This window comes from Hymenobacter sp. APR13 (assembly GCF_000737515.1).
In the GTDB taxonomy this organism is placed as follows: Bacteria; Bacteroidota; Bacteroidia; order Cytophagales; family Hymenobacteraceae; genus Hymenobacter.
Window position 1 is genome coordinate 4,776,055 of record NZ_CP006587.1, and the last position, 18,987, is coordinate 4,795,041.

General features: G+C 67.4%; 16 protein-coding genes. 7 read left to right on the forward strand and 9 right to left on the reverse strand.

Annotated features, from left to right (window positions below; genetic code table 11):
* Window positions 1-8: 8 nt before the first annotated feature.
* The 8 genes from N008_RS20120 to N008_RS20155 form a co-directional block, all read right to left on the reverse strand.
* Window positions 9-818 (reverse strand): DUF3667 domain-containing protein, encoded by an 810-nt coding sequence (locus N008_RS20120; protein WP_081910915.1) that lies wholly within the window; start codon window positions 816-818, stop codon window positions 9-11.
* Between the two features lie 36 nt (window positions 819-854).
* Window positions 855-1,883 carry an SMP-30/gluconolactonase/LRE family protein gene (locus N008_RS20125; RefSeq protein WP_156109440.1) on the reverse strand — a complete coding sequence of 343 codons (1,029 nt, stop codon included), beginning with the start codon at window positions 1,881-1,883 and terminating at the stop codon, window positions 855-857.
* A 51-nt stretch (window positions 1,884-1,934) separates the two neighbouring features.
* A complete protein-coding gene (locus N008_RS20130; protein ID WP_044018046.1) occupies window positions 1,935-2,699 on the reverse strand; it encodes a LytR/AlgR family response regulator transcription factor in 765 nt (254 codons plus the stop codon).
* On the reverse strand, window positions 2,696-3,922 hold the full coding sequence (locus tag N008_RS22035; RefSeq protein WP_052381796.1) for a sensor histidine kinase: 1,227 nt from the start codon (window positions 3,920-3,922) through the stop codon (window positions 2,696-2,698). Before N008_RS22035 ends, N008_RS20130 begins: the two co-directional genes overlap by 4 nt.
* A gap of 221 nt (window positions 3,923-4,143) precedes the next feature.
* The gene (locus N008_RS20140; RefSeq protein WP_044018047.1) at window positions 4,144-5,565 is read right to left on the reverse strand and encodes a SusD/RagB family nutrient-binding outer membrane lipoprotein; all 1,422 of its coding nucleotides are present in this window, start codon (window positions 5,563-5,565) and stop codon (window positions 4,144-4,146) included.
* A 36-nt stretch (window positions 5,566-5,601) separates the two neighbouring features.
* Entirely contained in the window at window positions 5,602-8,736 is a 3,135-nt protein-coding gene (locus N008_RS20145) for a SusC/RagA family TonB-linked outer membrane protein (protein WP_052381797.1), read from the reverse strand.
* Between the two features lie 129 nt (window positions 8,737-8,865).
* Entirely contained in the window at window positions 8,866-9,882 is a 1,017-nt protein-coding gene (locus N008_RS20150; protein WP_044018048.1) for a dienelactone hydrolase family protein, read from the reverse strand.
* A 38-nt stretch (window positions 9,883-9,920) separates the two neighbouring features.
* Window positions 9,921-11,174 carry an aspartyl protease family protein gene (locus tag N008_RS20155; protein WP_044018049.1) on the reverse strand — a complete coding sequence of 418 codons (1,254 nt, stop codon included), beginning with the start codon at window positions 11,172-11,174 and terminating at the stop codon, window positions 9,921-9,923.
* A gap of 426 nt (window positions 11,175-11,600) precedes the next feature.
* Here N008_RS20155 and N008_RS20160 point away from each other — a divergent pair, with 426 nt between their 5' ends.
* The 3 genes from N008_RS20160 (at window position 11,601) to N008_RS20165 (ending at window position 13,457) form a co-directional block, all read left to right on the forward strand.
* On the forward strand, window positions 11,601-12,200 hold the full coding sequence (locus N008_RS20160) for a DUF6624 domain-containing protein (RefSeq protein ID WP_156109441.1): 600 nt from the start codon (window positions 11,601-11,603) through the stop codon (window positions 12,198-12,200).
* Between the two features lie 292 nt (window positions 12,201-12,492).
* Window positions 12,493-12,627 carry a hypothetical protein gene (locus N008_RS24095; RefSeq protein ID WP_262489700.1) on the forward strand — a complete coding sequence of 45 codons (135 nt, stop codon included), beginning with the start codon at window positions 12,493-12,495 and terminating at the stop codon, window positions 12,625-12,627.
* Between the two features lie 116 nt (window positions 12,628-12,743).
* Window positions 12,744-13,457, forward strand: coding sequence for an IS3 family transposase (locus N008_RS20165; protein ID WP_156109442.1), 714 nt, complete (start codon window positions 12,744-12,746; stop codon window positions 13,455-13,457).
* Window positions 13,458-13,740: 283 nt separating this feature from the next.
* On the opposite strand, the gene N008_RS20170 is transcribed toward N008_RS20165, so the two are convergent.
* A complete protein-coding gene (locus tag N008_RS20170) occupies window positions 13,741-14,874 on the reverse strand; it encodes a flavin monoamine oxidase family protein (protein ID WP_052381800.1) in 1,134 nt (377 codons plus the stop codon).
* A 255-nt stretch (window positions 14,875-15,129) separates the two neighbouring features.
* On the opposite strand from N008_RS20170, the gene N008_RS20175 reads away from it, so the two are divergent.
* The 4 genes from N008_RS20175 to N008_RS20190 all read left to right on the forward strand — a co-directional run bounded on the left by N008_RS20175 (window position 15,130) and on the right by N008_RS20190 (window position 18,860).
* Window positions 15,130-15,807, forward strand: coding sequence for a response regulator transcription factor (locus tag N008_RS20175; protein ID WP_044018050.1), 678 nt, complete (start codon window positions 15,130-15,132; stop codon window positions 15,805-15,807).
* A gap of 17 nt (window positions 15,808-15,824) precedes the next feature.
* Window positions 15,825-17,201 carry a sensor histidine kinase gene (locus tag N008_RS20180; protein ID WP_044018051.1) on the forward strand — a complete coding sequence of 459 codons (1,377 nt, stop codon included), beginning with the start codon at window positions 15,825-15,827 and terminating at the stop codon, window positions 17,199-17,201.
* A 230-nt stretch (window positions 17,202-17,431) separates the two neighbouring features.
* Window positions 17,432-17,674: a hypothetical protein gene (locus N008_RS20185; protein ID WP_044018052.1), complete on the forward strand. Its 243-nt coding sequence runs from the start codon at window positions 17,432-17,434 to the stop codon at window positions 17,672-17,674.
* A 40-nt stretch (window positions 17,675-17,714) separates the two neighbouring features.
* The gene (locus N008_RS20190) at window positions 17,715-18,860 is read left to right on the forward strand and encodes an efflux RND transporter periplasmic adaptor subunit (RefSeq protein ID WP_044018053.1); all 1,146 of its coding nucleotides are present in this window, start codon (window positions 17,715-17,717) and stop codon (window positions 18,858-18,860) included.
* Window positions 18,861-18,987: the final 127 nt, after the last annotated feature.

An 18,987-nucleotide genomic window follows, 5' to 3' on the forward strand; every position in this document is an offset into this window, starting at 1 on the left:
AGGTGCCGTCAGCCGCCTAGCACGTAGAGCTGAAACAGGACGTAGTTCAAAGCCAGCCCGATGGCCGAGGCCAGTAGCGTAACCAGCAAGGCCCGGCCCAGGGCCCCGCCCCAACCCAGCCCCAGCGCCCCCCGCCCGATGGCCGTTAGGTAGACCAAGTACACGGCCGCCTGCAGCGGGGCCAGCGAAAAGGCGGGCAACTTTCCTCCGGTGGCGCCCAGCCAGCCCAGCAGCACGCCGCCCAGCCACAGTTGGTAGGCGCTGCCCACTACCACGACCACCAGAAACGACTCGGCGTAGTTGAGGCCCCGGCGGCGGTACGCGCCCCAGGCCACCAGCGCAAACAGCGGCAGCAGCCCCAGGCTCCACACGTTTACGAAACGCCCCAGGGTCTGGAAGTAGGTGCCCGCCCGCGCCAGCAGCGCGGCCGGCGCCCCTTGGGCGGCCATCCGGGCCTGCACGCCGGTGCCCAACTGCTCATAAAAATGAAACGAGGTGGTCAGCAGCGTGGTGAGCCCCACGGCCAGCAGCAGAAACTGAAACGGGTTGAAGTGGCGGCGCCGCCGCCCGGCCAGGTAGTCTGTCACCGGCCGGGCCGGGCGCGCCAGCACCCGCCCGGCGTAGGCGAAGATGCTTTTGTCGGCGTGGGTGAACACGTGTAGAAGCTCATGCAGCACATGGCTCGTCGTAAGCCGATGGTGGCGGGGCTGCCCGCAGCCGGGGCAAAACTGGCCCGGTGGCAGGGCACTGCCGCAGTTGGGGCACTGGGCAGCCGAGGGCGGCTTCTCAGGCAGGGGGGTACGTGGTAGGCTACGCATAGAATAAGGAAAATAAGAAGCCCGGCGCAGTGGTTGTCAGCGGGCAGGCAACAGTATCGAGCCCACCCGGGCCGGCGCGGGAGCCACGCCCGGCAGCGGCCGCCCTTGCTCGTCGAACTCCGCCCAGCCGCTGCGGCCAATGTAGTAGAAGCGGCCGGCGGCCACGGTGCCCAGCGTCAGGTCGGGCAGTGGCCCGGTGGACAGCGGAGTAGCGGCGCGTACGGCCCCGGCCACGGTGTCGAGGGTGACCCGCAACAGGCGGTTGGGCGCAGTGCCGTTGCGGGTGGCCAGCAGGGTGGTGGGGCCGATGTGGCACAGGCCATCAAGGCCGCGCAGCTTGTCGGTAGGCGGTGGCGTCAAGGCCCGTACCCGGCCGGTGGCCAGTTCCACCGCCAGCACGCCCCGGTGGTAGTCGGCCAGCAGCAGGGTACGGGCGCCGGGCAGCAGGGCCAAGCCCTGCAGGGAGTAGAATAGGGAGTCGTTCAGCCAGGGCTCGGGGTGGAGTTGGCCGGGGCGCAGGCGGTAGAGCACGGGCGTGCGGCTGTCGGTGGCGTATACGGTGCCGTCGGGAGCGGGCAGTACGTCGCCCAGCAGGTGGGGGCGGCCGTCGGCGGGGACTGGGAAGCGGCGGGGCGGGCCGCCGGCTAGCGGATAGCGCACCAGCGCCACCCCCGGCGCGGCGGCCCCCGGCCGGGCCAGGTGGGGCACTGGCCCGGTAGCGGCCCAGAGGTAGCCGCGCACCGTATCTATGGCCAGCCCGAACACGCCGCTGAGCGAATCGGCGGGGCGGCTGAAGCGCCGGAGCGTCCCGTTGGCTGGCAGCCGGTAAATCGTCTGTCCGCGCACCGTGCTGACATACAGCGCGTGGCCGGCCGGGTCGTAGGCCAGTCCCTCGGCAATCAGGCCCGGCGCGGGCAGGCTAAACGCCGCGGGCAGCGCCGGCCGGGAAACCTTTCTCCCAGTAGCGGCGTCGTCGGGGGCCGCGCCACCGGAGCAGGCGGCCAGCAGCCCGGCACCAAGCACGAGCAGCGGCCGGACCCGAATAAATAATAGTGGAAGGCGCATCCGGTAAACATATGGCCTGGGTCGGACCGGTCCCGTAATGGAATCAGCCCGCTACCCCTGCCGGGCGAAAAAGGCGTTGGCGTTGTCGCGGTAGAGGCGGGTCCATTTGAGGGTAGCCCCGGGGGGCTGCAGGCTCACGATGTACTCGCCGTTGAAGTAGGTTTCCAGGCTGGCCACGTAGTCCAGGTTCAGCACGCAGCCCCGGCTGATGCGCACGAAGGTGGCCGGGTCCAGCTGCTTTTCCAGGCGCGTAAGGCTTTCGTAGAGCAGGTGGCGGCGCCCGTCCTGGGTGTGCAGCACTAAGTAATTGCCATCGGCCTCCACGTACATCACCTCGGCCAGCTTCACAAAAAAGAAGCGGCGGCCTTCCTTGATGAGCAGGCGGCGCAGCGGGGCCACCGGGGGCCCGGCCACCAGCTCGCCCAGCCCCGGCGGGCGGGCCTGGGCCGTCAGGCGCAGCTGCTCGCGGGCGCGGGCCAGCGCCTGCTGAAAGCGGGTGGGCGTAAACGGCTTGAGCAGGTAGTCGAGGGCGTGCGCCTCAAACGCCTGCAGGGCATACCGGTCGTAGGCCGTGGTGAAAATGACCACTGGCTGGTGGTGCGGCCACACGGCTCGCAGCACCTCAAACCCGTCGCCTTCGGGCATCTGCACGTCTAGGAACACCAGCTCGGGCCGCAGCTCCAGCAGCTGGCGGGCTGTATCGTCGCCGGTCGCCGTTTCGGCCACTATTTCCACGTCGGCGGCGGCGCCCAGGTAGGAGCGCACCACCTGGCGGCACAGGTCTTCGTCGTCGGCAATCAGGGCACGGCAGCTCATGGCAGGGCGGGTTCGGGGCGGCTAGTAGTGGCGGCGGCAGCAGTTGGGGCGGGCTCGTAGGGGAGCGTTACTTCCACCAGGGTGCCCTGCCCGGGTGCCTGCACCAGGCGCAGGGCGGCGCCCGCGCCGTACTGCTGCTGCAGGCGGGCGCGGGTGTTGCGCAGGCCCACCCCGCCGCTGCCGGCCGGTGCCCGGCGCGGCGTCGCACCGGCCCCCAGGCCGTTGTCGTGCAGGGAAATGTGCAACTGGCCGTCGCTCACGCGGGCCTCCAGGGTAAGGCAAGCAGGTCCGCGCAGGCCCTCCAGGCCGTGTACCACGGCATTTTCCACCAGCGGCTGCAGCAGAAACGAGGGTAGCAGCGCCTCGCGGGCCTCGGGGGGCAGCCCTACGTGCACGCGCAACTTGTGGCGAAAGCGAATCTGCTGAATGGCCAGGTACTTTTCTACCACGGCTACTTCCTCGTGCAGGGGCACCAGCGGGCGAGGCTCTTCCGTGAGAACGGCCCGTAGCAACTCGCTTAGGGCCGCCAGCATCTCAATGGCCCCCGGTCCGTCGCCCTGCAGAATCAGGCCCACGATGGCTTGGTGGGTGTTGAACAGGAAGTGCGGGTTCAGCTGCATGCGCAGCGCCAGCAGGCGGGCTTCGCTGAGTTGGCTCTGCAGGGCCGCGTTGTGCAACAGGGCCGCCGTGTGGGCCTGCTCCAGGCGGCGGGTGCGCCGGCTCTGGGCCAGCAGGCCGTAGCCCACCACCACCAGCAGATACAACGCCAGAAAGGTATCGTAGCTGGTAAATACCCAGTTCAGGGCGTGGCGCCAGCCGAAGTGCAGGCCCGCCTCCCACCGAAACAGCGGGGCCGTAGCCGCAAACACCAGCAGCAGCGTCACCGCCGTCAGGCCCAGGCTGCCCAGCAGATGCGCCCCCAGCGTGCGGGCCCAGCCCCCGGCTCCGCGGGCGGCCAGCAGCGGAAAGCGCCGGGCTAGGGCCACGATGAACGGGGTGCAGGCCAGCCACAGCGACCAGCGCAGGGCCCAGTAGGCCGAGCCGCTCCACAGCATGGCCTCGCCCAGCACCCACTGCCCCAGCGACACGACTACGTATGACACCCCGGCAAAACCGCCCCACAGCGCCAGCGCCGGCCGCCACAGCCCGCGCGCGGACAGCGCGGAATCGGCTTGGGCCGGGCCGCCGGAATCAGACGAAGCCCCTGGCTGCTTTTGTAACATACAGGAAGAGAAAAGCACGCGTGACCAAAAGCTGATAAAGGGCCGACAAATCAACCCCAAGATACATCACCCGCCGCACGCACGAAACCGGCCCCAGCGCCGGGCGGCGGTCCCTGCCTAGCAGCTGCAGGATTCGCCTTTTGCCTAGCACCGGGTCCGGCCGGCCGCTTCTTGTTGTGCACTCACTCACTCACCACCCGAAGCAGTTTTCAATACCTGGCTTAATCCTCCGTGCCGTCGTCCCACCACACCCCGTCTTGCGGACCCACGGTGGGCACGTTCTCGCGGTTCGAGTCGAAGGACGGCTGGGCGTACGGAAAGCGGCGCGGGGCCGGGCCGGCGGGGTTGTTGAGCGCCGGGAAGCCGGTGCGCCGGTAGTCGTTATAGGCTTCTATGGGCTGGTACACGTAGAAGCTCAGGTATTTCTGCACTATGATGTCGCGCAGGGTCAGGTTCGCCGCGCCCATGAATACCGCGGGCTGGGCCGTGTAAGTGGCCGCGTCGGCGGCCGACACAAACTGCTGGCTCAGGGCCGTCTGCACGGCCGTCTGGTAAGCGGCGTAGGCGGCCGGACGGTTGCCCAGGCGCAGGTGCGCCTCCGCCTCAATGAACTTTTGCTCGGCAAACGTCATCAGCGGCATGGGGGCGGTGGCGTTGATGAGCTGGGCCGAGGCCTTGGAGTAGCGCGTACCGGCCTGGTCGTTCTGGGCCGTCCCATTGGGGGCGGGCACCCGCTGCCCGCCCACGGTGCCCACCAGCGAGAAGCGGCGCGGGTCGTTGAGGGAAGAAAGCAAGCCGTACAACGTGCTGCTCACGGCGAAGTGGCGCCGGTCGTTCAGCTCCTGGTACCAGGGGTTTTCGGCGGTGGCAGACGCGGAGAAGCTGCGGAACGTGAGGTCGTCCTGCGGGCCTTGCAGGCCCTGGGCCAGCGCGGCCAGGGCCCGCGTGGCCGAGCCCTGGGGGTCGCGCTTGCTCAGGCGGTTGGCATAGCGGGCCTTCAGGGCGTAGGCCGCCCGCTTCCACTTGGTCGCGTCGCCGCCGTAAAACAGGTCGGCCGGGCCGGGGTTCTGATTGCTGGGCTTGTCCAGGTCCAGCAGGGCTTCGTCCAGCAGGCGTTGCATGTCCTGGTACACCGACTCCTGGGTATCAAAGCGGGGCTTCAGATTGGCAGCGCCCTGCAGGGCTTCCGAATTGGGAATGCGCCCAAATAAATCGGTGGCGACGCCCAAGGTGCGGGCCCGCAGAATTTTGCCGATGCCCACGTAGCGCCAGGCCCCGGCCTCGCGGCCGGTGCTGGCCTGCTCCAGCAGCACCTGCAGGTCCTTGAGTTGGGCGTTGTAGAGGTTGCCCCAGAGGTTGGCTGTGATGTTAGGATTGAAGTAGCCGGGGGCGCGCTTGTCCGATTGCTCGAACTGCGCATGCACGCCGGTAGAGTGCTCCACGAAGATGGAGGCGTACCAGGCTAAGTCGGTGCCCGAAATGGCGAAGGCGTCGTTTACTTCCACCTGGGGCAGCAATAGGCGCGCGGTGGCGGTTTCGGGGTTGTCGGGGTTGGTGCCGATGCGGTCCAGCACGTCATCGGAGCAGCCGGCAACCACCAGCAGGGCGGCCGCCAGAGCGGCGGAAAACAGCGAAGCTTTCATAAACGGGAAAGAAGCAGAGAAGAGGAAAATAACTGCCTAGAACGTGGCCCGCAAGCCCACGCCGAAGCTGCGCGTCTGCGGCAGCGACACGTACTCCAGGCCCTGGAAATTACCGGCCCCGCCCACGCTGGTTTCCGGGTCGAAGTTGGGGTACTTGGTCCACAAGGCCAGGTTGCGGCCCGTCAATGACACGGTTAGGGCGCTGACTACTTTGGTGCGGGCCAGCAGGCTCTGGGGCAAAGAGTAGCTCAGCGCCAGCTCGCGCAGGCGCACGAAGTCGGTCCGGTACACGTGCGACTCCTCGATGGGGTCGAGCAACTGGCTCCAGTACACCTGGTCGCGCTTAATCACAATGTCGTTGGGCACGTAGCCGGTCACGTTGCCGCCGGCGTCGCGCACGGCCTTCACGCCCGGAAACACGAAGTCCGACTCCCGGTCCTCGGTCTGGCGGTCCATGCCGTAGAGCTTGGCCAGGCGGGTGTTGCCGGCGTAGGCCTGCCCGCCGCGGCGCACGTCCACCTGCAGGTCCAGCCCCAGGCCGTGGTAGGTCATGTTACTGGTCAGGCCCAGCTCAAAGTCGGGCTGCACGTTGCCGATGGGGCCGTTCTCGTCGGCCGCCGTGGGGTAGCCGTCGTCGTCCACGATGACGTCGCCGGCCTCGGTGCGGGCGTAGCGGCTGCCGAACAGGATGGGGTACACCTGGCCCGCCTGAGCCCGCACGTTGGGCGTCACGAAACCGCCCAGGAAGATGTTGTCCACGCCCGGGGCCAGCTCCTGCACCTGGTTGCGGTAGGAGGTGAAGTTGGCGCCCAGCCGCCAGGTGTCTTGCTCTTTCTGCGTCACCAGGGCACTCAGGCTCACCTCGTGGCCGCGGGTGCGCAGGGCGCCGGCGTTAATCAAGCGTGAGGAGTAGCCGGTTTCGGGGGCCATGGGCACGGCAAAAATCTGCCGGTCGGAGCGCTGCACGTAGTAGGTGTAGTCCAGCGTGATGCGGTTGCGCCAGAAGCGCAGGTCGGCGCCCACCTCCACGGTGCGTGTATTCTGGGGGCGCAGGTCGGGGCTGCGCAGCTGGTCGCTGAGCGAGAAGGCCCCCAGGCCGTTGAAGGGAAAAGCGAAGTTGTCGGTCAGAAAGCCCGTGCCCGAGCCACCCACCACGTACACGTTGCGGGTGGGGTATTCTTCCTCAGGCTGCTGGCCCACCTCGGCGTAGGAGGCCCGCAGCTTGGCAAAGCTCAGGCCCTGCTCGGGCAGCTTGGCCAGCTGCGTGAGCACCACGCCCAGGCCCACCGATGGATAGAGAAAGGCCCGGTTGCCGCGGGCCAGGTTCGACACGTAGTCCTGGCGCAGCGAGGCGTTGAGGTACAGCAGTTCCTTCCAGCTGGCCCCGGCCCGGCCGTAGAAGCCCACCACCCGGCGGTTGCGGTTGGTTTCGAAGGTCTGTTGGGTCACGGTAAAGTCAATCTGGCGCAGCCCGCCCTGGGTCACGCCGTTGCCCACCATGTTGCGGTACACGTTGCGGATGTCGTAGAGTTCAGTGCCCAGCAGCAGATTCACGTTCAGGCTTTCGGTCAGGTCTTTGTCCAGGCCCAGGCTGGCGTTGGAATTCACCTGCCGCTGCGTGATGGTGTAGTCGCGCACCTGGCCGCCCGAGGGAATGGCCGTGCGCCCGCCGGTGTAGCCCGAGCCCAGGTCGTAAAACTCCTTGCCCGTGGTGGCGAAGTAGTCGGCCCCGGCCAAGTAGTTGAGCGTGAGCCAGGGCTGCAGCTGGTAGCGCAGCGTGGTGCTGCCGAAGGTGCGGCTGGTTTGTTCCCGGAAAGAGTTGTGCTTCAAGGCCCAGCGGGGGTTGTCGATGGCCGCGCGGTAGTGCACCTGCAGGTTGGGATTCGCCGGGTCCTCGAACGGAATACCCCACAAATCGTAGCTGCGCGGGGCGTAGTAGGTGGTAAACAGGGGGTTCGACAGGTTGGAGCCGCTCGGAATCTTGTCGATTACCACGTCGGAAAAGTTGGCTGAGGCGCCCAGCTGCAGCTTGGGGCTCAGGTTGAACGTGGCCGCCGCCTTGGCGTTGTAGCGGTTCAGCCCGGTCGTCGGCACGATGCCCTGCTGGTTGGTATAGGCCAGGCCCACGGCGAAATTGCCCAGTTCATTGCCGCCGCTCAGGTTCAGGGCGTTGGTAGCGGTGCGGCCCGTCTGAAAAAACGGCTCCACGTTGTCGTAGGCCTTGCCCGGCACCAGCGGCCGGCCGCCCTTATCCAGCACGGTGGGGTCCAGGGCCGTCAGGCGCGGGCCCCACGAGAGGGAGGTATTCTGGTTGAACGCGCCGCCCGTGCCCTGGGCGTAAGTGCTTTGCAGCTCCGGCAGCACCGACACGCGGTCCACCTGGTAATCCGACGAAAACGACACCACCGGCTTGCGCGCCCCGCGGCCCTTTTTGGTGGTGATGACCACCACGCCGTTGGCTCCGCGCAACCCGTACAGGGCCGAGGACGCCCCGCCCTTCAGCACCGAGATGCTCTCGATGTCGTTGGGGTTCAGGTCCAGGGCTCGGCTGGAGGCATCGGTGCCGCTCACCAGCCCGGTGAAGTTGGGGTCGGCATTGCTTTCGATGGGGAGCCCGTCTACCACGTACAGGGGCTGGTTGTTGCCGGTAAAGGAGCGGCTGCCCCGAATGGTAATCTGCGAAGAGGCCCCCGGCATGCCGCTGCTCTGGCGTACCACCACGCCCGCTACCTTGCCTTGCAGGGCATTGGTGACGTTGGGCTGGCCCACGCGCTGCACCTCCGCGCCCTGCACTTCCTGCACGGCGTAGGTCAGCGACTTGGTCTCCCGCTCAATGCCGAAGGCCGTTACCACTACTTCGCCCAGCTGTTTGGTGTCGGGGGCCAGAGCCAGGTCCACCTGCGCCTCGGTGCCCAGGTCGCGCTCCACGGTGGTGTAGCCAATGGAGCTGAACACGAGCGTACCGCCCGCTGCCGGCACGGGTAGCGTAAACGAGCCGTCGGCATTGGTGCTCACGCCGGTGCTGGTGCCTTTCAGCAGCACCGTCACGCCGGGCAGGGCCTCGCCGGTGCTGCGGTCGGTCACGCGCCCGGCCACGCTACGGGTTTGGGCCAGCGCCGGCACGCTCAGCACCAGAGCCGGCCCGAGCAGACAGAGTAAGGGTTTGTTCATCGGAAACGTGCGAAAAAGGTGAGTGAAGCAGAGAAGCGAAGGAAGCTCTTCGCCCGGCCGGCCGGTAGTAGAATTATGCAGAGTGCCGTTTTGCTGGTGCCAGTGCCCCGCCCGCCCGGACGAACCGGGTCAGGGCCGGCGCCCGGTTGCAGCCGGCGGGGCAGGCAGCAGGGCGGGTACGGCGGCGGGCAGGGCCAGTTCCCGTCCCAGCCACTCCAGCCGGTCTACCCGGATGATGGGTGCGTCCATGCCGTGGCGGGCAGGGTAGGTGGCCAGGCGCTTGCGCGGGGCACCGCAGAGCTGGTAAAACTCCAGGAAGCTGGCCCGGGGTGTATAGAAGTCGTTCTCGCCTAGCTGGTAGAACACGGCCTGGGCGCGGGTGCCAGGCAGCACCGTAGGGGGCTCCAGCGGCAGCAGCTGGCGGCGGTAGGCCGCGGAGTCTGGGCCGTGGGGCACGCGGCGGCCCAGGCCCAGCACGTACCAGTCGGCAAAGCGGGCGGTACCGGCGATGTGCACGTGGGCGCGGGCACGACCATCCACGGCCGCCACCAGGGTGGCAAACAGGGCGCCGTAGTCGTGGCCCACTAGGCCGATGCGGGCCGCATCCACGCCGGGCTGGGCCAGCAGCACGTCCAAGCCCCGGCGCAGGTCGCGGGCCTGGTGCAAGGTGTTCTGGTAGTCATCCTGCCAGCGGCGGCGCTGGTAGCGGCTGGAGTCGGACCAGAACGTGGACACGAGCAGGGACACCGTGCCGCGCCGGGCCAGTTCCTGGGCTTCGTCCAGAAACTGGGTGCGGTTGGACGTGGGTCGAGAGGGCTCGTACCAGTGCACGAACAGCACCCCCGCCAGTTTGCCAGCCGGTACCGGCCCGGCCGGGCGCACCACGTAGGCCTGCACCGGCAGCTGCCCGGCCACGCTGGCAAACGTCACGTCCTGCACCTGCACCCCGTTGGCCAGCGTGGTGCTGAGCACGTTCAGCTGCACCGGCGCGGCCGGGTAGGCCAGCAGCTCGGTGAGCGGGGCGGCCCCGGCCGCCGGGGCGGAAGGAGTCACTGCGGCGGTAGCCTGAGCGCGGGCGGCCGCGCCGGTCAGCAGTAAAGTGACCAGCAGTAAGCCAGAACGAAGACAGCGGAACATCAGGGGCATGGGTACAGCAGCAGGAAATGACAAGGAGAAAGCATCTCTTAGATTTGGCGGCGCAAGCGCAGTTGCATGGTTAGCAATTCACCCTCGCCCTCGCCCCGCCGCACGATGAGCAGCAGACGACGGCCATCGGCAGCGTGTAGCAGGGTGCTGAGCTGCGTGAGCGAAAACGTGTGGGCCAGGCGCAGGTCCACGGCCACCAGTTCGTCTCCGGGGCAGAGGCCAGCGGCTTCGGCCGGGGAGCCGGCCTCTACCCGCGTAATGAGGTAGCGGCGCAGGTCGGGGCCGGTGGCCAGCAGCTCTACGCCCGCCATATCGTGCTCGAAGGGCTGCCGAAACAGGCGCCCCGGCCGCAGCAGCAGCCGGTTGTGCGGGTAGTCAATCACCGCGTCAAAGTGCTTGAGCAGTTCGGCCCCCAGGCTGCCGTGACGTTCTTCCGCCGTGCGGACGTGCACCGGTGCGTCATCCGGAAAGGAGGTGAGCACCTGCGGCAGCGGGTAAGGCCCCACTAGCAGCTCCGGCACCCGCCCCAGGCAGCCGTGCACGGGCCCGCTCAGGCCGTAGCCCAGCGGCGTGCGCAGGTGCCGGTCCGGTACCTGAATGCGCCGGTCGGCGGCGGTTTCCAGCGACAGGGCATGGCCCGCCCCCGTGTCCAGCAGCAGGCGCAGGGGCAGGCGCAGCGAGTCGCTCAGCTGCACGGGCAGCGTCAGGTAAGGGCGCTGGCCTTCGAGGTCCAGCGGAAGCTGCACCCAGCCGCGCCGGCGGGGCGGCCGGTAGCGGGCCGGGGCGTACAGCACCAGTTCCTCGCGCTCCGGGCACTGGCTTACCACGAAGCTGGCGAAGAAATCGTGGCCCAGGATGCCGTGTACCGGCATGCCCACGTAGGCCGTCAGGTCGAAACCGGCTTCGGCAAACAACAGGAAACGGCCAGCCGGCGCCACCACGCCCGGCAGCTTCACCTGCACGCTGTCGATGGCCCAGGCGCGGGTACCGGGGCCCTCCCCTGCGCCCCGCACCACGTAGCACGCTCCCCGGGGCCGGCCCAGCACGGCCTCCAGCGCGGGGTCGGTAATGAGGGAGGTGCCCACCCCGGTGTCGAGCAAAAAGTTGTAGGGCCCGGTCCCATTCAGGTGCACCGGCACCACCAGCAGGTTGCGCTGGCTCAGGTACGGGAGCCGGCCGGTGCGGGCCCGGGGCCGCTCGAACCGAAAACCCTGCGGAACCGGTTGGGCCCCGGCTTTCAGCCCCCACGCCCTGGTGAGCAGGCAGAGCAGCAGTAGCAACCGGATACGCATGAGCGGAGAGAAAACAATACCACAATTAATGCCCGCGGCACCCCGCCCAGGCAACGGCCGAAAGTGCGGGTAAACTTTTTCCGCTCCTGCCCGAATTATGCAGCCCGTGCCGGATTCCGGATGAGCCGATGGTGTTGCCTTACGAAGCGCTGCTCTGACGCTCTATTAGCTGGTTGTTCGGGTACTTGAGGCTGGGGGACTATGCTGGCAGACCGCTACAGCTACTGTGGTGTTGGTATATTGGCTCATGTTCATCGGGGCGGCAAGCTCACTCCGCCGTGCCGTTGGCCGGCCGGTATGCATCCTCCGCGGCTCCGGAGCAGCCGGATAGATCTATCTCACTCACTTTTACACACTCTGGTTCTGATGAAGCTGCTCTGCATTGTTTTGTGCCTGGTAGGGTACTTGCCAGCGGCTGGTCAGACCATGCCCGTTCCGGTAGACACCACGCTACGCCGCACGTTGTCGGCCATCTACCGCGCCGACCAGGACATCCGGCGGCAGTACATGCAGATCCTGGACCAGTCCGGGCGCCACAGCCGCCCCGCCGACAGCCTGGGCCGCCTGATGCAGCGCACTGACAGCCTGAATCTGCAGCAGGTGCGCCAGATTCTGGATGCCCATGGCTGGGTGAGCTACCAGCGCATCGGCTCTGAAGCTAACCAAGCATTGTTTCTGGTCATTCAGCATGCCGACTTGCCTACACAGCAGCGTTACCTGCCCTGGTTGCGCCGGGCCGTGCACCGGCACGAGGCCCAGCCCAGCGCCCTGGCCCTGCTGCAAGACCGTGTTGCCCTGGACCGGGGCCGCCGCCAATCTTTTGGCAGCCAGATTGGTTTCGATGAAGCTACCAACACGGCTTACGTGCTACCACTCAGGTGTCCGGCCCGGGTGGACGCCCGGCGACGGCGCATGGGGCTGGGCCCGCTGGCCGAGTATGTGCGCCAATATAACATCACCTGGAATGCAGCGGCCCATCGACGAGCATGCCGCTCCAAAGGTTCGACTTTATGGTCCAGTCATTAAGCCTGAACAGGCAATCCAACTCCAGCGTGACTATGGCTAGAACCAGCCTCTGGATTATACTCTCTTCGCGAAAGTGAGGTGGTCTAGGCAAGGCGGACAGAAGAAGGACGTATATTTCTTCTGTTATGGCAGCAAGAACCAGCGGGTCGTCGCCCGACAAACGGCGTAAATACGACGAGGCATTCAAGGCCGAGGCCCTGCGCCTGGCGTCTGAGAGCCGTAGTACGCAAGCCGCGGCCCGTGAACTGGTATCAGCCCCAAGCTGTTTTACCGTTGGCAGCAGGCGCAGGTGGTGGCCGAGGTCGGCAGCATCGAAGTAGCCCGCGACCCGGAGGTGCGCGCCCTGCGCGCGGCCAACAAGCGGCTGGCGCAGGAACTGGATATTTTAAAAAAAGATTTGGTCATCTTCGGCCAGCCGACCTCGTGAGCACGTACTGCTACATCGCCCAGCGCCAGGTGCGGGTGCCCGTGCGCCAGCTCTGCCGCGTGTTGCAGGTCGCCCCCAGCGCGTATTACGCCTAGTGCCAGCGGCAGAACCAACCCGTGCCCGAGCCGGCCTGGCAAGTAGCCGTGCGCCAAGCGTTTGCACACCATAGCCAGCGCTACGGCACGCATCGGCTGCGGGCAGAGGTGCAGGCTCAGGACCATCGGGGGAGCCGCTGGCGCATTTGCCCCGTGCTGAAAGCCCACGGCCTGCGGGCACAACAGCCCTGCTCATTTGTGCCCCGCACCACCGAGACGGACCCGGCCGTGCGCGCCGCGCCCAACCGCTTGCTGGGCCAACCAGCCCCCACCGCCCCAAACCGGGTGTGGGTGGGTGATATCACGTACTTACCCCGCCAGGGCGGCGGCTGGCTCTACCTGGCCGTCTGGCTGGCCCGTTGCTTGCGCAAAATCGTGGGCTGGCACGTGCGCGAAACCATGCCTGAGGACCTGGTGAGTGAGGCGCTGCGTCGCGCCCTGGTGGTGCGCCGGCCGGCAGCCGGGCTCATCGTGCACTCCGATCAGGGCCGCCAGTACACGGCTACCCGCTTCAAAGACTTGGTCAGCCGCTATGGGGCCGTGCAAAGCATGAGCCGGCGCGACAATTGCTACGACAACGCCCACGCCGAATCCTTTTGGAGCCGCTTCAAAGCCGAGCTACTCGACGGTGGCAGCTTCCCTGGGCTGGCCGAAGCCCGGCTCGAAATCAGCCACCACATCGCCTACTACAACACAACACAACACGGAACGCCGCCATTTAGCGCTCAGCTATGACTCGCCCAACCACTTCGAAACCCATCTTCGAGCAACGTCCCAACTCTGTCCGGCTTAGCTAGACCACCTCATTGCTGCTATTCAGTAGCATAGGCATATGCAATTAGTAGTTATCGGTGTTTCAATAGCCGATCGACAGCAGCTTAATATGGTTGCGTCTTGATGAGCAACCTCTGTACCGGGCTTGCCGCCTGGGCCGGAACCGGCCACGTGGCCTCCCCCCATACTCCTGCAATCCGGTCAGCGCTAGGACTTGCCACTGCACTCGCACATCATTGCTTGACTAGGCGGGCTGCAGCAGCTGCCGGACCGCGCGGCGGCCGGCTTCCACGGCCCCGTCGAGGCGGCCCCACTCGCTGGCGGAGGTTTCGGCCCCGGCCCAGAGCAGCGTGCCGTGCCAGCAGGCCTGGCGCAGCAGCGGCGGCCCCTGCAGGGGCACCTGGGTGGGGGCGTCGGCGTCGGCGGGCACGCTGGTGAGCGGCTCTTGGGTCCAGTCCAGCTCGTGATAGGCCAGGGGCCGGCCCGCGTCCGGCCCGAACAGCTGGCTGAGCTGCTGCACCACGGCGGCCTGCCGCTGCGCGGCCAGGGCGGCGCGCAGCGGGTGCGGGGTGGCAAAAAAGCCGAACAGCGCCCCCACGGCGCCGGAGGTGGGCGAGGCGTCGTGGATTTCCACCAGCGGCCCCACCTGGCTCACGGCAAACCCCGACTGGGCGGCCCGGCGCCAGAACGGCTCGGCGTACACGGCCAGCACTTTCATGGAGTGCGCCATCCAGGTTGGCACGGCCTGCATGGTGCGCTGTAAGTCGGGTGGCAGCGGCGGGCTGAACTGTAGGCTGTGGGCAGCCAGGCGTGGGGGCAAGGCCACCACCACGGCCGCCGCCTGGTAGGTGTGTTGCGTGCCGTGCCGGGTGGCCGTCACTTCCACGGCCCGGGTGCGGCCGTCGGGGCCGGGCAGCGCGCGCAGGCCAGTGACCTGGGTGCCGAGCTGCAGGCTGGCCTCGGGCAGTGCGCGGGCCAGCGCCCGGCACAAGGCCGCCGCGCCGCCGGGCAGGCGCAGGTAGCCCGCCGAGCCCGACCGCTGGGGCAGACGGTGCACGACGTCGGGGGCAGTCTGGTAGGTGGTAGCGCCGGCGCTGGGCTGCTCGAAAAACGACATACCCAGCTCGGCAGCCAGCGCCAGCAGGTAGGGATGGTGGGCCCAGCCCCAGGTGGCGCCCAGATCCAGCCAGTCAACCTCGGGGTGGCCCGGCAGGGCGGGCACGGCCAGCGTGCTGCCGCCCACCCGCTCGCGGGCCTCCAGTACCAGCACCGGGCGGCCGGCGGCGTGCAGCTCGCGGGCGGCGGTGAGGCCCGACACGCCCGCCCCGATAATCAGGATGGGCAGCGGGGAAGGCGGAAAAGCAGCGGAACCAGGCATGGCGGCAGGAAAGAGCAGAGGTTGCATAAAAGGGGGCGGAAGGCCCTGGCAGGGCAGGTAACTGTCCGGGCCGGGCGGAAGTTTAAGCCGGGGCCGTTCAGCCAGGTGGCAGCATCCGGCAAGTGCCCGGCCGGGTACCGGCGAGCGGCGCCAGACCCTTGCCTGGCAGCACAAAACTACGCCGCTTGCCGGCCGGGTGCGTATACCCTGCTGACGGGCGCTTATTCCGGGCGCCGTGCTCAGGCAGTGTAAAGCATGAAAATACTACTGGTGGAAGACGAGCCCAAGCTGGCCTCGTTCGTAAAAAAGGGGTTCGAGAGTGAGGGCTACGAGGTGGACGTGGCCTACGACGGACGCATGGGCAAGTCGCTGCTGCAGCAGAACCCCTACGCCGTTGCCATCCTCGACGTGAACCTGCCGTATCATAACGGGTTCGAGCTGTGCCGCCTGATCCGTGCCACGCACCCCCACCAGCCGGTGCTGCTGCTCACCGCCCTGGACAGCCTGCAGGACAAGGTGGAGGGCTTCGGGGCCGGCGCCGACGACTACCTGGCCAAGCCCTTCGCCTTTCAGGAGCTGCTGCTGCGCGTGCGCGCCCTCACGCGCCGCCTCTCTTCGCCCGGCGCGGGCCGGCGGGTGCTCGGCGCCGCCGACCTGGAGCTGGACCTGGACACCAAGCGCATAACGCGCGCCGGCCAGCGCATCGAGCTGACCACCAAGGAATACAGCCTGCTGGAATACCTGCTGCGCAACCGCGGCCGCGTGATTTCGCGGGTGGACATTGCCGAGAAGGTCTGGGACCTGCACTTCGACACCAACACCAACATTATTGACGTGTACGTGAGCTTTCTGCGCAAGAAGCTCGACAAAGGCTACGCCACCAAGCTCATTCACACGGTGGTGGGCATGGGCTACGTGCTGCGTGAAGGCTAACCCAGAGACCCTGCCGGATGCTGATTCGCAACAAACTGATTTTACGCTTCACCCTGCTGGTAGTCGGCATTCAGCTGATTCTGTCGGGGTTTATCTACTACTTCCAGGCCTCGGCCCGCGAGCAGCGCTTTGCCAGCCGCCTGCTGGGCAAGGCCACCATGACCACCCGTCTGCTGGTGCGCCAGCAGGCGCTGGAAGCCAGCGAGCCGCGGCCGCAGCCAGTGTTCCGGCGCCGCGACCTGCTCACGATTCCCGGCGAACAGGTCAGCATCTACGACGCCGGGCAGCACCTGCTTTACACCAGCGCCGACGGCCTCAGCCAAAAGGAAAACTCCCGGCAGCTGAGCCGCATCCGGCCGGGCCGGCCGCTGCGCTTCACGGCCGAAGGCCAGGAAACCGTGGGCAGCACTTTCCGCTACCGCGGCCAGCTCTACTACGTGTTTGCCGCCGGCCAGGACCCGGCCGGCCAGCAGCAGCTCCGACAGCTGCGCCTGTTGCTGCTGGCCGGCAACGTGGGGGCGCTGGTGCTCATCATTCTGGCGGGCTGGTATTTTGCCGAGCAGGCGCTGCGGCCCATTTCGGGGGTGGTGCGGCAGGTGGAGCAGATCACGGCGGCCCGCCTGAGCACTCGCGTGGCGGAGGGCAACGGCACCGACGAAATTGCCCAGTTGGCCCGCACCTTCAACCAGATGCTGGGCGGGGTGGAGCAGGCGTTTGAGTCGCAGAAAAGCTTTGTCAGCCACGCGTCCCATGAGCTGCGCACGCCCCTGACCACGCTGCTGGGCACGCTGGAAACCTCGCTGGCCTATGACCCCGACCTGCCCCAGACCCAGGCCAGCATCCGCTCGGCCGTGGAGGAGATCCGCAAGCTCATTGATCTGAGCAACAGCCTGCTGGCGCTGGCCCAAGCCGACGATGCCTCGTTTCAGCGCGAGCCGGTATCCTTCGACGACTGCCTCACCCAGGCTCTGAGCTACTGTCAGGGCAAGTACCCCGGCCGCGTCATCCGCCTGCATTTCGGCGAGCTGCCGGCCCCGCTGCCGGACGCCCTGTTTGTGGTGCCCGGCAACGCCCGCCTGCTGACTACGGCCATCTTCAACCTGCTCGACAACGCCTGCAAGTACTCCGCCGGCCCGGTGGAGGCCACCCTCCGCTACGGCGCGCCCACCCGCCTGCGCCTGGAGGTGGCCGACCAGGGCATCGGCATTGCGCCCGCCGAGCTGGCGCAGGTGCTCGCCCCACTCTACCGTGCCGAAAATGCCCGCTCGCGCCCCGGCTACGGCGTGGGGCTGTCCATCACGCAGAAGATTGTGCGCCTGCACGGCGGCGACGTGCAGCTGACCTCGGCCCCGGGCCAGGGTACCACCGTGGTGCTGGAGCTGCCCGCTGCCTGAGCCGGCTACCGGAGTCAGGCAGCGGGGCAGCTTTTTTCAAGACCGGCTGCCGCCGGTAAAAGGCCTGTGCGGGCCCTCCCTGACTGGGAGGGCCCGGTTTTTTTTGGGGCGTAATAGGCCGGCAGTGGGAGGGAGGGGTCGGCGGGGTTTTTAATGTTTTTTAATCCCGCGCTCATGTTGCTTTAACCTCGCCGGGGGTGGTTTGCAGCATCATCTGATGCCGCCTGCCCATGCCCATTGCCATTCGCTACCGCCTGCTCATCGGTCTGCTGCTGGGGACGCTGCTACTGTCGGTGGCCCTGAACTTCTACTGCCTGCAGCAGCTGGAGGCTGCCCCGGACTACGCCGCCGACGCTGAGCTGACGGTGGCCGAGGCCGAGCTGGAGCTGGCCCACACCCGGGCCCGGCTGGCGGTCTGCGAGCAGGCCACGCGGTACGCCAGTGGCGCCCCCGACTCGCTGGCCCGGCCCTGACCGGGGCCGGATTTCTCTGATTCTTCTCAAGCCTGACTATATGCTTTCTCGATTTCCTTTCCGCTGGCTGCTGCTGTTACCGTTAACCGCTGCCACCCTAGCTGGCTGCGGCGCCGACAGCGCGGCCGAATCTACCACCGCCACGGAAGCGCCGCTTTCCCTGCCCGTAGTGCAGCTTTCGGCCCGCGACACGGTGCTCAGCCGCGAGTACGTGGCCGATGTGCAGGCCACCCGCAATGTGGAGCTGCGGGCGCGGGTGCGGGGCTTTCTGGAGAAGATTTACGTGGATGAGGGCCAGAAAGTCCGCCAGGGCCAGGCCCTGTTCCACCTCAACGACGCCGAGTACAAAACCCGGCTGGCGCGCACCCAGGCCACGCTCAACAACGCCCTGGCCCAGGCCCGGGTGGCCAGCCTGGAGCTGGACCGGGTGCGGATGCTGACCCAGAAGAACATCATCTCCAAAACCGAGCTGGACGTGGCCCAGGCTAAGCTCACGGCCGCCCGCTCCACGGTGGAGGAAGCCCGTTCGGCGGCCTCCAACGCCGCCCTCATGCTCAGCTACACCACCATCCGCGCCCCGTTTGACGGCGTGGTGAACCGGGAGCTGCTGAAGGTAGGCAGCCTCATCGACGACGGCACGCTGCTGACCACCGTGTCGGACACGCGGGCCGTGTTTGCCTACTTCAACGTGTCGGAGGCGGAGTATCTGGAGTACATGAAAACGCGCCGGCAGGACTCGGCCCGCCGTACCAACCAGGTGCGGCTGGTGCTGGCCGACGGCACGCTCTACGCCCCCACCGGCCAGATCGAGACGGTGGAAAGCCAGTTTCAGGCCGGCACCGGGGCCATTGCCTTCCGGGCCCGCTTCGCCAACCCCGAGCGGCTGCTCAAGCACGGGGCCACCGGCAAGGTGCGCCTGGCCAACACCGTGACCGACGCGCTGCTCGTGCCCCAGAAGGCCGTGTTCGAGCAGCAGGACAAGAACTACGTGTACGTGGTGGATGCCCAGGGTCAGGTGCGCCAGCGCAACTTCGTGCCCCAGAGCCGCCTCGACGCCTTTTACGTGGTGGATAGCGGCCTGAAAGCCGGGGAGCGGATTGTGTGCGAAGGCGTGCAGGATCTGCGCGACGGCTCCCGTATCACGCCCCGCCCGGTGACCCTCGCCAGCCTGACCACCGCTTTGTAGCCGGTCAGTTCATTGGCACGTCATGACTACTAGCCCGTCATGCTGAGCGAAGGCGCAGCCGCAGTCGAAGCATCTCTACCGCTTCGTTGAATTACGGTAGAGATGCTTCGGCAAGCTCAGCATGACG

Excerpts from the sequence above, each read along its gene's own strand:
- N008_RS20125 (WP_156109440.1), bottom strand. The coding sequence starts at position 1,883 with ATGCGCCTTCCACTATTATTTATTCGGGTCCGGCCGCTGCTCGTGCTT.
- N008_RS20185 (WP_044018052.1), top strand. The coding sequence starts at position 17,432 with ATGCCCATTGCCATTCGCTACCGCCTGCTCATCGGTCTGCTGCTGGGG.
- N008_RS20190 (WP_044018053.1), top strand. The coding sequence starts at position 17,715 with ATGCTTTCTCGATTTCCTTTCCGCTGGCTGCTGCTGTTACCGTTAACC.
- N008_RS20180 (WP_044018051.1), top strand. The coding sequence starts at position 15,825 with ATGCTGATTCGCAACAAACTGATTTTACGCTTCACCCTGCTGGTAGTC.
- N008_RS22035 (WP_052381796.1), bottom strand. The coding sequence starts at position 3,922 with ATGTTACAAAAGCAGCCAGGGGCTTCGTCTGATTCCGGCGGCCCGGCC.
- N008_RS20175 (WP_044018050.1), top strand. The coding sequence starts at position 15,130 with ATGAAAATACTACTGGTGGAAGACGAGCCCAAGCTGGCCTCGTTCGTA.
- N008_RS20155 (WP_044018049.1), bottom strand. The coding sequence starts at position 11,174 with ATGCGTATCCGGTTGCTACTGCTGCTCTGCCTGCTCACCAGGGCGTGG.
- N008_RS20150 (WP_044018048.1), bottom strand. The coding sequence starts at position 9,882 with ATGCCCCTGATGTTCCGCTGTCTTCGTTCTGGCTTACTGCTGGTCACT.
- N008_RS20160 (WP_156109441.1), top strand. The coding sequence starts at position 11,601 with ATGCCCGTTCCGGTAGACACCACGCTACGCCGCACGTTGTCGGCCATC.
- N008_RS20140 (WP_044018047.1), bottom strand. The coding sequence starts at position 5,565 with ATGAAAGCTTCGCTGTTTTCCGCCGCTCTGGCGGCCGCCCTGCTGGTG.
- N008_RS20145 (WP_052381797.1), bottom strand. The coding sequence starts at position 8,736 with ATGAACAAACCCTTACTCTGTCTGCTCGGGCCGGCTCTGGTGCTGAGC.
- N008_RS20130 (WP_044018046.1), bottom strand. The coding sequence starts at position 2,699 with ATGAGCTGCCGTGCCCTGATTGCCGACGACGAAGACCTGTGCCGCCAG.
- N008_RS20120 (WP_081910915.1), bottom strand. The coding sequence starts at position 818 with ATGCGTAGCCTACCACGTACCCCCCTGCCTGAGAAGCCGCCCTCGGCT.
- N008_RS20170 (WP_052381800.1), bottom strand. The coding sequence starts at position 14,874 with ATGCCTGGTTCCGCTGCTTTTCCGCCTTCCCCGCTGCCCATCCTGATT.